At 69.8% G+C, this 13675-nt stretch carries 11 protein-coding genes; 3 read left to right on the top strand and 8 right to left on the bottom strand.

Annotated features, from left to right (window positions below; all coding sequences use genetic code 11):
• Window positions 1-13 precede the first annotated feature (13 nt).
• Complete coding sequence (locus tag GA0116996_RS11720) at window positions 14-1345, top strand: DUF1501 domain-containing protein (RefSeq protein ID WP_092311243.1); 1332 nt, start codon at window positions 14-16, stop codon at window positions 1343-1345.
• A gap of 36 nt (window positions 1346-1381) precedes the next feature.
• Here GA0116996_RS11720 and GA0116996_RS11715 read toward each other — a convergent pair whose 3' ends face one another.
• The gene (locus tag GA0116996_RS11715; RefSeq protein ID WP_092311062.1) at window positions 1382-3994 is read right to left on the bottom strand and encodes a penicillin-binding protein 1A; all 2613 of its coding nucleotides are present in this window, start codon (window positions 3992-3994) and stop codon (window positions 1382-1384) included.
• A gap of 321 nt (window positions 3995-4315) precedes the next feature.
• Between GA0116996_RS11715 and GA0116996_RS11710 the strand changes: the two genes are divergently transcribed.
• Window positions 4316-5383, top strand: a complete 1068-nt coding sequence (locus GA0116996_RS11710; RefSeq protein ID WP_092311059.1) for a porin — start codon at window positions 4316-4318, stop codon at window positions 5381-5383.
• A gap of 184 nt (window positions 5384-5567) precedes the next feature.
• Here the strand turns inward: GA0116996_RS11710 and GA0116996_RS11705 are convergent, their stop codons facing one another.
• Window positions 5568-6041, bottom strand: coding sequence for a DM13 domain-containing protein (locus GA0116996_RS11705; RefSeq protein WP_092311056.1), 474 nt, complete (start codon window positions 6039-6041; stop codon window positions 5568-5570).
• Between the two features lie 162 nt (window positions 6042-6203).
• Between GA0116996_RS11705 and GA0116996_RS11700 the strand changes: the two genes are divergently transcribed.
• Window positions 6204-6437: a hypothetical protein gene (locus GA0116996_RS11700; protein ID WP_062803537.1), complete on the top strand. Its 234-nt coding sequence runs from the start codon at window positions 6204-6206 to the stop codon at window positions 6435-6437.
• A gap of 25 nt (window positions 6438-6462) precedes the next feature.
• Here GA0116996_RS11700 and GA0116996_RS11695 read toward each other — a convergent pair whose 3' ends face one another.
• From GA0116996_RS11695 to GA0116996_RS11670, 6 genes are all read right to left on the bottom strand, one after another.
• The gene (locus GA0116996_RS11695) at window positions 6463-8013 is read right to left on the bottom strand and encodes a TAXI family TRAP transporter solute-binding subunit (RefSeq protein ID WP_092311053.1); all 1551 of its coding nucleotides are present in this window, start codon (window positions 8011-8013) and stop codon (window positions 6463-6465) included.
• A gap of 13 nt (window positions 8014-8026) precedes the next feature.
• Window positions 8027-9217, bottom strand: coding sequence for a sodium/glutamate symporter (gene gltS, locus GA0116996_RS11690; RefSeq protein WP_092311050.1), 1191 nt, complete (start codon window positions 9215-9217; stop codon window positions 8027-8029).
• A gap of 148 nt (window positions 9218-9365) precedes the next feature.
• Window positions 9366-10532: an ABC transporter permease gene (locus tag GA0116996_RS11685; protein WP_092311047.1), complete on the bottom strand. Its 1167-nt coding sequence runs from the start codon at window positions 10530-10532 to the stop codon at window positions 9366-9368.
• Window positions 10533-10547: 15 nt separating this feature from the next.
• Window positions 10548-11702, bottom strand: a complete 1155-nt coding sequence (locus tag GA0116996_RS11680; RefSeq protein ID WP_092311044.1) for an ABC transporter permease — start codon at window positions 11700-11702, stop codon at window positions 10548-10550.
• 12 nt (window positions 11703-11714) lie between these two features.
• Entirely contained in the window at window positions 11715-12407 is a 693-nt protein-coding gene (locus tag GA0116996_RS11675; protein WP_092311041.1) for an ABC transporter ATP-binding protein, read from the bottom strand.
• Window positions 12408-12417: 10 nt separating this feature from the next.
• On the bottom strand, window positions 12418-13632 hold the full coding sequence (locus GA0116996_RS11670) for an efflux RND transporter periplasmic adaptor subunit (RefSeq protein WP_092311038.1): 1215 nt from the start codon (window positions 13630-13632) through the stop codon (window positions 12418-12420).
• Window positions 13633-13675 lie beyond the last annotated feature (43 nt).

The following is a 13675-nucleotide window of genomic DNA, read 5'->3' as shown; positions in this document are numbered from 1 at the left end:
AACGGAGAGCACCATGCAACGCCGACAATGGCTCAAGACGATGGGTGGCGCCGCATTGGGGCTGGCGCTGCCCGCCATCGCCTCGCGCGTCTACGCGCTGCCCGCGCAGGCCGACGCGCGCTTCCTGCTGGTATTCCTGCGCGGCGGCTATGACGCCGCCAGCGTGCTGGTGCCGGCTGGCAGCGATTTCTACTACGCGGCGCGGCCCAATATCGCCATCCGCCGTCCACCCGCGCCGGGTGCCGACGCGGATCCCGACGCCGCGGTGGCGCTGGCGTCCGCCTTTAACGCCGACAGCGCCGCGCGCGGCATTGGCGACTGGGCCCTGCACCCGGCCCTGTCCCCGACCCTGCTGCCATTGTGGCAACAGGGCCAGCTGGCCTTTGTGCCGTTCGCCGGCACGCACGACCTGTCGCGCAGCCACTTCGAGACCCAGGACGGTATCGAGGCCGGCCTGCCCGGCCATGACGAAAGCCGCCAGGCCGCGGCTGCGCTGCGCGGCAGCGGCTTCCTCAACCGGCTGGCCCAGGCCATGGGCGGCCAGGCTGCGCCGGTGGCGTTCACCGACGGGCTGCCGCTGGTGCTGTCCGGCCCGCGCGACGTGCCCAACGTCTCGCTCAAGGGCAGCGGCCGCGCCCCGTTCGATGCGCGCCAGGCGAAGCTGCTGGCGCAGATGTATCGCGGCACGCGCTTCGAGTCACTGATCGACGAGGGCTTCGAGCTGCGCGAGACCGTCGCGCGCCAGGCGCAGGCGCAAGCGCCGAAGGACGGCATGGCTGGCTCTGGCCCGGCCACGATGGCGCCGCGCCAGCAGGAGATGCAGGCTGCCAGCCGCCGCGCGCTCAGCGCGCGCGGCTTCGAGCTCGAGGCCCGGCGCATGGCGGGGCTGATGCGCGAGCGCTTCAACCTGGGCTTTATCGACGTGGGCGGCTGGGACACCCACGTCAACCAGGGCGCCGCGCAGGGCCAGCTGGCCGGGCTGCTCGACAACCTGGGCCGCGGCTTGTCGGCCTTTGCCGCGGAGATGGGTCCCGCATGGAGCAAGACCACCGTGGTGGTGCTGTCCGAGTTCGGCCGCACCTTCCGCGAGAACGGCACGCGCGGCACCGACCACGGTCACGGCACGGTCTACTGGGTGCTGGGCGGCAGCGTGCGCGGTGGCCGCATCGCGGGCGAACAGGTCGCGCTGGAGCCGGCCACGCTCAACCAGAATCGCGACTGGCCGGTGCGCAACGAGTACCGGGCGCTGCTGGGCGGGCTGTTCCGCAGGCTGTACGGGCTGGATCCGGAGCGGCTGGCGCAGGTGTTTCCGGGCGTCGCGGCGCGGGATATCGGATTGGTATGAGCCGCGTCCCGGCGGACGAAACGCCTGGTTCAGCGACTATCGTTGGCCGGCGGGGGTGATGATGGTGGGTGCGAGCGGCGTGATCGGTGCCGCGGGCGTTGGCGTCGGAGTAGGTGTTGGCGCCGGAGCCGGAGCCGGCGGGGTCGCTGGCGTGGGGGAGGCCGGGGGCAGGTTGGCTGGCGGGGCCGGTTCAGGCGCCGGGGGCGGCGCAACCGGCGCGCTGCCCGCGTTGAGGTCCGGCGGCGGCACCGCTATCACCGTTTCCCCCCGGTCCAGCGCCAGGCTGGACTCATCGTGGTCACTGTCCGCCGCCACGGCCGAGGCCGCGCCCGCCGGCGGCGGCAGTTCGGCTTCCTGCGCCGGCAACGCCGGCCGGCGCGGCGCCGGGCGCGGGGTCGTGGTCTCGCTGGCCTTGTCGCGCGTGAACAGCTGGCTGAACCAGCCGCGCAGCTGCGTGCCCAGCGAGGCGAACACGTGCGTTTCCTCATGCTCGGCAAAGCGCGCGCGGCCATCGATGATGCGCGCGCGCAGGGCGCGCTGGTAAAAGTCGCCCACCATCGGCAGCGCGCTGTGCGCGCCCTGGCCCCAGTAGTCGCTGCGCAGCGTGATGCGGCTGTCGTTGAAGCCCACCCAGGCGCCCGCCACCAGCTCCGGATGCATCAGGATGAACCAGCCGTCGGCATTGTCCTGGGTGGTGCCGGTCTTGCCGGCGACGTCGGCGCGGATGCCGAAGCGCGAGCGGATGCCGGCGCCGGTGCCGCGGTCGATCACGTCGCGCATCACGTCGAGCAGGGTTTGCGTGGCGGCGGCGGGCAGCGCGTGCTCGGCGCGCGCGGGGCGGAACACCTGCAGCACATTGCCCCGGCGGTCTTCGATGCGCGTCACCATGGTCGGCGCGATGTAGTCGCCGGCATTGGCGATGGTGCCGTAGGCGGCCACCATTTCCTTCAGCGTGACCGGGCTGGTGCCCAGCGCCAGCGACGGCACCACGTCGAGCTGGCTGTCGCGCACGCCCATGTTGCGCGCCAGCCGCGCCACGCGCGCGGGGCCCACTTCCTGCATCAGCTGCGCGGTGATGGTGTTGCGCGAATAGACCAGGCCGTCGCGCAGCGTCATGGCGCGGCCGGTGGGGCGGCCTTCGTCGCTGGGGCGCCAGACTTCGCCGCCGGCCAGCTCGATTTCCACCGGCTGGTCCACCAGCGTATCGTCGGGGGTCTTGCCCTCGTCGAAGGCCGCGCCGTAGACGAAGGGCTTGAAGGTCGAACCCGGCTGGCGGCGCGCCTGCTGCACGTGGTCGAACGCGTCCTGGGTGTAGTCGCGGCTGCCGACCCAGGCGCGGATCTCGCCGTTGCGCGGGTCGATGGCCAGGAAGCCGGCCTGGATCCGGGTCTTGCTCTGGTGCAGCGCGCGCAGGAAGGCGCTGTCGGCCATCAGGTGGCGCAGTGCCTCTTCGGGCGCCGTGCCGGCGGCGACGGCGGTGCGGTACTCCGGGGTCTCGCGCACGAAAGCCTGCACCAGCGGCTTGTTGGCGGCCCAGCCCGCGCGCGGCGCCCAGGCGGCGTTGGCAACTGCCTGCAGCCGGTTGCCCTGCTGCGCCACGGCCTGCGTGGCCATGGCCTGCAGGCGCGCGTCGATGGTGGTGTGGACCACCAGGCCGTCGGCGTAGATGTCGTAGCCGTTGCGGTCGGCCCAGCCGATCAGCCACTTGCGCAGTTGCTGCGCAAAGTGCGGCGCGGGACCGGGCGGCTCGGTCTGCCGCTCGAAGTCGATGCGCAGCGGGCGCTTCTTCAGCTGCTCGTAGCGCGCCGCGTCGAGCTTGCCGCGCTTGACCATCTGCCCCAGCACGGTATTGCGCCGGTCCAGCGCGCGCTCGGGGTTGAGCACCGGGTTGTAGTAGCTGTTGCCCTTGAGCATGCCGATCAGCGTGGCGCTCTGCAGCACGTCGAGCGAGCGGGCGGGGCGGTCGAAGTAGGTGCGCGCCGCCATCTCGATGCCGAAGGCGTTGTACAGGAACGGCACCGTGTTGAGATAGGTCTCGAGGATCTCGTCCTTGGTGTAGAGCGCCTCGATCTTCAGTGCGGTGATCGCTTCCTTGAGCTTGCGCGTCAGCGTGGGGGCGCGGCCGATCTCGTCGGGATAGAGGTTGCGCGCCAGCTGCTGGGTGATGGTGGATCCGCCCTGGCGGTCACCGGAAAACGTATGCAGCGCGGCCGAGGCGATGCGGCGCCAGTCCAGGCCATGGTGCTGGTAGAAGCGGTGGTCCTCGGTGGAGATCAGCGCCGCCACCACGTGGGGCGAGATCTGCTTGAGCGGCACCCAGTCGCGGTTGGCCCACTTGAACACCGCCAGCTCCTTGCCGTCGGCGGACAGCACCTGGGCCGGCTGCTCGGACTTGGCCTTGCGGATATCGCTGATGCCCGGCGTGAACGGGATCAGCACCAGCACATAGAGCAGCAGCGCCGCAGGAATCGCGGCCAGGCCGAACAGCAGGCCGCGCCGGGTGGGGCGCAGCGTGCCGGGGCGGGTCAGGCCGGCGCGCGCGGTGCGGGCCGCCAGCCGGGACAGGCCTCGCCGCAGGGGAGCAGGCAGTGAAGCCGGGAACGAGGCAAGCAGCGGGGCAAGCCGGGTCTTGATCTCAGCCAGCTTCATGAGGCGAAGCGGTCGAGGCACAGGCGCGGGGCGGCACGGAACACTGGCATTACCGTCGTCGGAAAAGCCTGCATCCTACCAAAACGTTCCCACCCGTTACAGGGAAAACCCCCAGCCGGGCGAGATGCGCCACTTCCTGCTGCGTATCATGGGTCACAAAGCTTTCATATTGCGCCGCCACAATGCCGGGGCCGCCACTCGTGCGGACGATGCGCCGTTGCCGGGTTGCCCGGCTGGGCCGGTTCGCCATGACGCTCCATGACGATCGGGCCCTGGGTCCGGTGCGGTGTCGTGCCTCAAACAGAACACAGAGAAACTACAGTGAAGAAAGCTCTCCTTGCAATGACGGCAGCAGCGGCCGCGTCGGCCGCATCCGGGGTGGCGTCGGCCCAATCCACGTCCAACGTGACGCTCTACGGCATCGTCGATGCCGGCGTCGAAGTGATCAGCAACGTGCCGGGCAGCGGCGGCGCCGAAGGCACGGCCGCGCGCCTGAACTCGGGCAACCTGTCCGGTTCGCGCTGGGGCCTGCGCGGCACCGAAGACCTGGGCGGCGGCCTGAAGGGCATCTTCGTGCTGGAAAGCGGCTTCGACGTCGACACCGGCACCTCGGGCCAGGGCAACCGCCTGTTCGGCCGCCAGGCCTACGTTGGCTTGCAGGGCGGCTGGGGCGCGGTCACGCTGGGCCGCCAGCAGAACGCGCTGTACGACCTGTTCGGCGCCTTCGACCCGATGGGCGTGGGCCCGCGCTACTCGCTCAACAGCGTCGACTCCGCCTTCAACGGCCGCGCCGACAACGCCGTCAAGTACACCGGCAAGTTCGGCGGCCTGACCGCCACCGGCTTCTACAGCTTCGGCCGCGACAACAACGAAATCCCGGGCGAGACCAAGGTCGGGCGCAACTTCGGCGGCGGCCTGTCGTATGCGGCGGGCGGCTTCTCGGTCGGCGCGGCCTACGACCAGTTCCAGGGCGGCACGGTGGCGCTGCAGGACCGCGCCGCCAAGCGCGCGGCCGTGGGCGCGGCCTACGCCTTCGGCGGCGCCAAGGTGTTCGCGGGCTACCGCTGGCTGCGCGACGACGGCGTGTCCAGCGCCACCGCGGCCGCGACCCGCAGCAACGTCTACTGGGCCGGCGCCCAGTACCGCTTCACGCCGGCGTTCCAGCTGACCGGCGCGGCGTACTACAACGACACCCGCAACAGCGATGCGGATCCGTGGATGTTCGTGCTGTCGGCGGACTACTCGCTGTCCAAGCGCACCGACGTGTACCTGAACGTGGGCTACTCGAAGAACAAGTCGGGCTCGGCGCTGGGCCTGAACGGCGTGGGCACCGTAGTCGCGGGCGAGAACCAGACCGGCGCCACCATCGGCCTGCGTCACCGCTTCTGAGTATTGCCATCTGATGCCCGCAGGCGCCCATGCCTGCACGGGCGGGTGCTTAACTCTCATATCGACACCTGCGGCTGGTTTTGCGGGGTTCGTTGGGCCGGTTGCCTTGATCGGCCCTTTTTTCCTTTGGCCGGGTGCTTCGTTGCTCCGTCCGCGCCATTGCTCCGCAGCCTGCCCGCGATCCCTACCGATACCCCGCCGCGCCAATAAACTGCCCGAACCGCTCGCACCAGATCACCACCGCCGCATACCGGGACGGGTCTACCCCGGCCGGCAAGTCCACGGTGAAATTGCCGAAGGTCTTCAGTTCAGCCACCTGCAGGGACTGGTCTTTGATCCGCAGGAAGGCTTCCTTGTTGTCGACGAACGCCGGCGCCAGGTAGATCCGGTAATCCGGACCCGGTGCCACGCTGCCTTCGAAGGCGAGCGCGCTGGCCGAGACATGGAGCCGGCCGCTGGCCCAGTGCAGCGCATCACTGCCGGCCAGGTCCTTGCGAAAGGTGCCGGTATAGCGCGCCTGTTGCGATACCGCCTGCACCTGGCCGGCGCTGGCGCCAGGCTGCGCCGTCAGGATCGGCAGCACATAGATGCCGGCGGCGAAGCCGACCGCCAGCATGGCGAGGTGGGTCACGACGAGGATGGCGGGCCGGGCAGGCATGGCTGGCTCCAGTAGGCACGATGATGCCGGTATGTCGGCGCTGGTGCAGGAACCTGACAGCGCCGTGGCATGTCGGCGGCCTTGGCACATTCGCAACGGTTTCACCAATCCAACACATGGAAGTGGTTATGATCTGGTAGTTGCCCTGTCGAGAAGCTGCCTATGACCCTCCACGTCACGATCCGCACCATCCGTACCGGCACGATGCAATCCGCGCGCTACCAGGCGCGCGTCTACCTGACCACCGATGCCGAGGCCCTGCCGTTGCTGGCAACGGATTGGAGCGAGCGCGAGGCCGAAGCCTTCCGTACCGCACAGTTCTGGGCGCAGCGCCACGCTTATGTGGTGTCTAATCCACGCGCAGGAACGTTCTACGGCGTATCGGGCCGGCGCTGAAGCCGGCCAGCGCATCCCGCATCCCCTATCTCACCGGCGTCCCGGACGCTGCCGGCGGCGGAGCGGGCCTTGCCGCGCCCGGCGCGGCGCCGGCCGGGCCCATGGCGTCCAGTGCCTTGGCCGCTGCCAGATGCTGCGGAATCATCAGCCCCTGGCGCGCCGTGGCCACCGCGATCTGGCCGCCCTGGGCGCTGCCGCGCGCGACCAGGTCGCGCCCGTTGCGGTAGACCAGCCGCGTCAGGTCGGCCACTTCGGCGTCGGACAGGTCCGGGCCGGTCACCAGCACGGCCGCGGTGGCGATCGTGCGCACCGGCGCGCTCAGGCCGGGATAGGTGCCCGGCGCAATCGATGCGCGGAAATAGCCCGCCTTGCGGCCCACCAGCGCGGCGATGGCCTTTTCGTCGAGCGGCAGCAGCCGCAGCGGCATTTCCGCGAGCGCATCGCGGATGCTGTCGGCGGGCACGCCGATCACCTGGATCACGGCGTCGACCTGGTTCTGGCGCAGCGCCACCAGGCCGGTGCCCAGCCCCACTTCCTCGGCCTTGAAGTCCTTGTCTGCCAGCCCGTGCGCAGCCAGCACGCGCAGCGCGGTGCCGCGCGAGGCCGAACCGCGCTCGCCCACCGCGATGCGCTTGCCGCGCAGGTCTGACACCGAGCGCGCCGGATCGCCGTCGCGCACCAGTACATGTACGGGTTCCGGATAGAGGCTGCCGATGGCGCGCAGCGAGGCCTGCGGGCCGTCGTCGGCAAAGGCGTCCTTGCCCTCGTAGGCGTCGAGCGCGGCATCGCCCTGCGCCAGCGCCACCGAGACCTTGCCCGCGCGCAGCAGGCGCAGGTTCTCTTCGCCGCCGTGCGTGACCAGCGGCATCGCGCGCACGCGCGTGCCGGCCACCAGCGCTTGCGCAAAGCGCAGGTACTGGCCGTGCTCGGCGCCGGCGGCAATGGCATAGCCTTCGTTGACCCGCGCCAGCCGCGCGCGGATATTGGCGTGCGCGGTGGTCAGTTCCTGCTCGATCACCGCGCGCTGCGCCGGCGAGGCATCCTTCTGCACCGAGTCGATCACCTTGCGCATCGCGTCGAGGATCGCCGCCGGACCGGTCTGGGCATTGGTGGCGACGGTCGGGGCCTCGGCGGGGCGGTAGCCGGCCGGCAGCACGCCGACCCAGCGCTCGCCGTCGCGCCGATACAGCGCGGTGCCGTGGGCGCGGATGATGTCGCCGGCCTTGTTGCCGCCGCTGGTGATACCGGTGATGCCGCGCGGCCCCGCGCCCAGCGCCGACACCAGGCCGGCCACGCCGGGCGAATCCCAGGCGCCGAAGTCATAGTCGCGCAGCAGCTTCAGTCGGGCGTCGAAATAGACGATGCGGCGCGTCTCGCCCGCCGGGGCCTTGGTATCGGCCTGCGAGCCGCGGCGCTCCAGCTCCACCACCTGCACCGTGCCCGGCGGCAGCGCCAGCGCCAGCCGCTCTTCGACGCCGGCGCGAATGCCGTCGGCGGCCGGGCCGCCGCCGCATCCCGCCAGCCAGGCGCTGGCCAGCACGGCGAACAGCAGGGTCAATAGGGCGCGGCGCCGCATCTTAGCCCCCATCTCAGCCCCCGATCAGCGGCAGCGCCAGCATCATGGTCAGCACGAACGCATTCATCAGGTCGACGAAGAACGCGCCGGCCAGCGGCGTGATCAGGTAGCTGGTGGGCGCCGGCCCGTAGCGCGCGGTGATGGCGCGCATATTGGCCATGGCGGTGGCGGTCGAGCCCATGTTGAAGCCGATGAACGCGGCCGAGCTGACCGCGGCCTCGTAGTCGCGCCCCATGAAGCGGAAGCACACCAGCACCACGTAGAGGATGATGAACACCACCTGCATGGCGATGATCAGCAGGAACGGACCCGCGGACATCGCCACGTCGGCCAGGTCCAGCGCCATCATCGTCATCACCAGGAACAGCGACAGGCAGACATTGGTGATCAGGTCGGTGGCGCGGTCGTCGAAGCGCATGCCGGCAAAGGGCAGCAGGTTGCGGATGGCGATGCCGAGCATCATGCACCAGAGGAAGCCCGGGATGGTGATGGCGCCGGTCGGCATCTGCGCGGCGATCCAGCGTCCGCCGATCACCGCGGCCAGGATGCCCGCCAGCGACGCCAGCGCGCCCACGGTGGTGATGGGCGAGACCGCCGCCGCTTCGTCCTCGGTGTCGCCGGCCTCGCGCGCGGTCGAGCGCAGCCGGTAGCGCGAGATCAGGTATTGCGCCACCGGTCCGCCGATGATGCCGCCGACGACCAGGCCGACGGTGGCCACCGTCATCGACAAATCCATCACCGCCTGCAGGTTGTTGACCTCGGCAAAGCGCTCGGCATAGGCGGCGCCGGTGCCGTGCCCGCCCACCAGCGTGATGGAGCCGCTCACCAGGCCGAAGATCGGATGCAGGTCCAGCACCCGCGCCATGGCCACGCCCACCACGTTCTGCACCACGATATATGGCAGCAGGATAACCAGGAAGATCACCAGCGCCTTGCCGCCGCGCCGAAGCATGCGCAGGTCGGCGCAGAGGCCGACGCCGCCGAAGAACATCAGCAGCAGCACCGGCTTCATGCCGGGGTCGATCACCACGCGGAAGTTCACCGCCGCCATCGCCGTCGACGCCACGATCGCAAACAGCAGGCCTCCGGTGACGGGATCAGGGATGTTGTAGCGCGACAGCACGCCGACGCTGCGGTTGACCAGCGTACCGATCAACAGCACCACCACGGCAGTCAGCAATGAGGCCAGCAGGTCAAGGTTCATCGGGGGCGTCCTGACGCGTAGCATGCATCACTACGGGTTGTAGTCGGACACCGGGGAGAAGGCAAGGAAAGGATGGCGCCGCGCCGGGCACGGTGTTCTCCCTCTCCCCTCATGGGGAGAGGGGAGCAAACCAGCGGGAGACGTCGCCTCAACGCGCCCGCAGCGCGTCCACGATATTCATCCGCGCCGCCCGCACCGCCGGCAGGAATCCCCCCACCAGCCCCATTGCCATCGAGAACGCCAGGGTCTGCAGCGCAATGGCCGGGGTCAGGATAAAGCGGAACGACAGGTCGGCGAAGGTCTGGAAGTTGGTGGTCGAGAACGAGGCAAACTGCATCAGCGCCGCGCACGCCAGGCCCGCGGCGCCGCCGACCAGGCCCAGCAGCGCCGCTTCGGCCAGGAACGCGGCCAGCACGCTGGCGCGCTGGAATCCGAGCGCGCGCAGCGTGCCGATCTCCGCCACGCGGTTGGCCACCGAGGCGTACATGGTGATCATGGCGCCGATCATTGCCGCGACCGAGAAGATGGTAGAGAGCGTGAAGCCCAGGATATTGATAAAGCCGGACAGGGCCTTGGACTGGTCGCTGTAAAACGCCTGCTCGCGCTTGGCCTCGTCGGCAAGGCGCGGATCGACGTCGAGATCGGCGCGAAAGCGCTCGAACAGCGCGGAATCGGCCAGCCTGACCACCATCGACGAATACGAATTGCGCCGGAACGATTGCATCAGCTGGTCCACGTCGCCCCAGATCTCGGAGTCAAAGCCGCTGCCGCCGGCGTCGAAGTGGCCGACCACGGTCCAGTCGCGTTGCGCAAAGCGCAGGTGCTCGCCGAGCTGCACGCCGGCAAAGCCGCCGGCGATGCTGCTGCCGACGATGATCTCGGACGAGCCCGGCCGGAACATGCGCCCGGCCACCAGCCGCACCTGCGGGCGCAGGTCCATGCCGGGCGGCGAGATGCCGCGGATCACCACGTTGGACGGCTGGCCGGTGCTGGCCTTGGTCAGCGAGATCAGCACCACGGCCTCGCGCGACGCCAGCGGCCGGCCGGCGCCGCTCATGGCCACGGCGGGGTGCATCTCGATGATGCTCGCCTGGTCGCGGTTGACCGCGCTCTGGATCTCGGTCTCGGCGCCCTTGCGGATCACCACCACGTTGTCGTGTTCGCCAGTGGTGACCAGGGTCTTCTTCAGGCCGGCGTCGAGCATCAGCATGGTGGCGAAGACGAACACCACCAGCGCCAGGCCGGCCGCGGTGAGCGCGGTGGTCAGGCGGCGGGCCCACAGGTTGCGCGCGATATAGGTCAGCGGGATGGCCATGGCGGTCCCCTCGCGCTAGCCGATGGCCCGCAGGCCCTCGACGATGCGCACGCGCGCCGCCTGCACCGCCGGCACGATGCCGGCAAAGATGCCCACCGCCAGCGCGCACGCCGCCTGCAACTGCATGGTCTGGGGCGATACCGTGAACACCGGGAACACGCCGCCCACCGCCTGCTTGAAGGCGGCGGCCACCGGCGGCGTGGCCAGCATGCCGAGCGCGCCGCCGGCCACGCACAGGGCCAGCGATTCGCCAAATACCAGCAGCGCCAGGAAGCCGGGGCCGAAGCCCAGCGCCTTGAGCGTGGCGTATTCCACGGTGCGCTCGCGCGCGCTCATCGCCATGGCATTGGCCATCACCGCCATGATGATCACGATCACCACGTACGACACCACGCGGATCGCCGCGATGATCTGGTTGGACATCGCGACAAAGCCGAGCTGGAAGGCCTGTTCGGTTTCGGTCAGGGTTTCGGCCAGCGAGTTGCGGAACACGCCGTCGACCTGGCGCGAGATCGCCGCGGTGTTGTCGGGGTTGCCGACGCCCAATATATAGACGCCGACCTGGTCGGCCTGGCGCGGAGTGCGCTTGCGCACGGTCTCGTTCAGGTATTCCCAGTGGAACACCATCTGGCGTGTGATGGTGCTCTCGTCGCGCCCGTCCATGATGCCGCGCACCACGAATTCCCAGGTGCCGGGGTAGATGGTGCCCTTGATGGGGATCACGTCGCCGATTTTGAAGCCGAACTGGTCGGCCAGCTGGCGTCCCACCAGCGCGCCCTTGCGGTCGCGCTGGTAGTCGGCGCGCTGCGCGTCCGGGACGATGAATTCAGGGTAGAGGTCGAGGTAGTTGTCGGAGACCGCGAACTGCGCGAAGAAATTCTTGGGATCGCGATAGACCCCGCCGAACCAGTTGGAGCGCGCCACCATCGTCACGCCGTCGATCCCTTTGATGCGGCTTTCGTAGCTGAGCGGCAGCGGAAACACCAGCGAGATGGCATTGCGCGTGACCAGCCGCGCGCTGGAGGCGGCCGAGGCGCCGGCATACCAGGCGTCGATCACGGTCTGCAGCAGCCCGAACGCCAGCACCGCGATCACCAGCCCGAACACCGTCAGCGTGGTGCGCAGCTTGTGCCGCAGCGCATTGCGGGCGATCAGCTTGAGCGCGTACATGGTGAATGGAGGCTACGCCGGCTCGCCACGGATCAGCTCCCCTTTCTCCAGGTGCACCAGCGAGCCGGCCGCGGCGGCGGCGTGCGCGTCGTGCGTGACCATGATGATGGTCTTGCCGGCATCGGCATTGAGCCGCTGCATCATCGCCAGGATCTCGGCCGCCGAGGTGCGGTCGAGGTCGCCGGTAGGCTCGTCGGCGACGATCAGCGCGGGGTCGGTGATCAGCGCGCGCGCGATCGCCACGCGCTGCTGCTGGCCGCCCGACAACTCCGACGGATAGTGGCTCATGCGGTCGGCCAGGTTGACCATGTCCAGCACCAGTTCCACGCGCGCGCGCCGCTCCGCGCGCGGCAGGCGCGTCAGCATTAGCGGCAGCTCGACGTTCTCGAATGCGGTCAGCACCGGCATCAGGTTGTAGAACTGGAAGATAAAGCCGACATTGGCGGCGCGCCAGTCGGCCAATGCCGCTTCGGGCAGTTGCGTGATATCCAGCCCGGCGACACGCAGCGTGCCGCGGTCCGGCCGGTCGATGCCGGCAATCAGGTTCAGCAACGTGCTCTTGCCGGAGCCGGACGGCCCCATCAGCGCGACAAAGTCGCCTTCGCCGATTTCCAGCGAGATATCGGTCAGCACCGGCACGGTCTGCACGCCGCGCCGGTACGACTTGGCAACGTGGTCGATCTGCACCAGCGGGGCGGCGCTCATGCGGCCCTCCTCATGGCTTGACGGTGCTGACGCGGCTGCCGTCGCCGATCTGGTCGCCTGGCGACAGCACCACCACGTCGCCAGGCTTGACGCCCTGTACGGCGACCAGCTCGCCCAGCTTGTCGCCGGTCTTGACCGTCATCTCGTGCGCCTTGCCGTCCCTGACCACGTAGACCACCTGGCGGCCGTCGCGCGTGGCGATCGCGGCCGGCTGCACCGCAACCACTGGCTGGCGGTCCTGCGCGGTGGCCGCGCGCGACAGGAAGGCAATCTTGGCGCTCATGTCCGGCAGCACGCGCGCATCGCGGTCGACGAAGCGCACCTTGACCAGCACGGTGGCCTTGGAGCGGTCCACCGTCGGCACGATGCGCGAGACCTGCCCGGCCAGGCGCAGGCCGGGCAGGGCGTCGAGCAGCAGCTCGCAGGGCTGGTCGACGCGGATCCTGGCGATATTGGCTTCGGCGACATCGGCTTCGACCTCCAGCGTTTCCATGTCGGCGATGGTGACGATGGCGCCCTTGGTGTCGGCCGCGGCCGAGAAGGGCGTGATGTTGTCGCCCACGTTGGCATGCTTGACCAGTACCACGCCGTCGAACGGCGCGCGCACCACGGTCTGCTCGACCGCGACCTCGGCCGCGCGCGCATTGGCCCGCGCCGACGCCACCGAGGCGCGCGAACTGTTCACCGACGCCCGTGCCTTGTCGAAGCGCGCCACGTCGGCGTCGTACTGTGTGCGCGAGATCGCGTTCGGCACGATCAGCACCCTGGAGCGGCGCAGGTTCACCTCGGCGTCCTTCAGCTCGGCCTGCTGCAGCGCCAGGTTGGCCTGCGCCACCTGGACCTGCGCCTGCGCCTGCGCGAACGACGCGGCCACGTCCTTGCTTTCCAGCCGCGCGATCACCTCGTCCTTCTTCACGCGCGAGCCTTCGAGCACGCCCAGCCATTCCAGCCGGCCCTGCGCCTTCGACGCGACCGCCGCCTTGCGCTGCGGCACGACATAGCCGGTGGCGTTCAGCAGCGTGAAGTTCTGCGTGGGGTAGGCGGAGGTAACGGTGGCGGTCTGCACCGGCCGCGGGCCGGCCAGCCGGATGGCAATGCCGGCCAGCGCCAGCAGCACCACCGCGACGGCCGCGTAGCGCAACCATCGGCGCCGCGGGCGGATATGGACGCCGGACGCGGCGGCTTGCCGGTCGATCTTGAGCCTGGACAGGTCGTGGTCAGCCACTGCGCGCTTCCTTTCGCTGGAATGGGCGGGGGGCTGTCAGTAT

The sequence above is a fragment of the Cupriavidus alkaliphilus genome, assembly GCF_900094595.1.
Classification (GTDB): Bacteria; Pseudomonadota; Gammaproteobacteria; order Burkholderiales; family Burkholderiaceae; genus Cupriavidus; species Cupriavidus alkaliphilus.
This window is presented reverse-complemented; position numbering and strand designations above follow the sequence as displayed.

Bases quoted from the DNA above. Each gene is read 5' to 3' on its own strand.
- gltS (WP_092311050.1), bottom strand. From the start codon at position 9,217: ATGAACCTTGACCTGCTGGCCTCATTGCTGACTGCCGTGGTGGTGCTG.
- GA0116996_RS11705 (WP_092311056.1), bottom strand. From the start codon at position 6,041: ATGCCTGCCCGGCCCGCCATCCTCGTCGTGACCCACCTCGCCATGCTG.
- GA0116996_RS11680 (WP_092311044.1), bottom strand. From the start codon at position 11,702: ATGTACGCGCTCAAGCTGATCGCCCGCAATGCGCTGCGGCACAAGCTG.
- GA0116996_RS11695 (WP_092311053.1), bottom strand. From the start codon at position 8,013: ATGCGGCGCCGCGCCCTATTGACCCTGCTGTTCGCCGTGCTGGCCAGC.
- GA0116996_RS11675 (WP_092311041.1), bottom strand. From the start codon at position 12,407: ATGAGCGCCGCCCCGCTGGTGCAGATCGACCACGTTGCCAAGTCGTAC.
- GA0116996_RS11720 (WP_092311243.1), top strand. From the start codon at position 14: ATGCAACGCCGACAATGGCTCAAGACGATGGGTGGCGCCGCATTGGGG.
- GA0116996_RS11715 (WP_092311062.1), bottom strand. From the start codon at position 3,994: ATGAAGCTGGCTGAGATCAAGACCCGGCTTGCCCCGCTGCTTGCCTCG.
- GA0116996_RS11685 (WP_092311047.1), bottom strand. From the start codon at position 10,532: ATGGCCATCCCGCTGACCTATATCGCGCGCAACCTGTGGGCCCGCCGC.
- GA0116996_RS11700 (WP_062803537.1), top strand. From the start codon at position 6,204: ATGACCCTCCACGTCACGATCCGCACCATCCGTACCGGCACGATGCAA.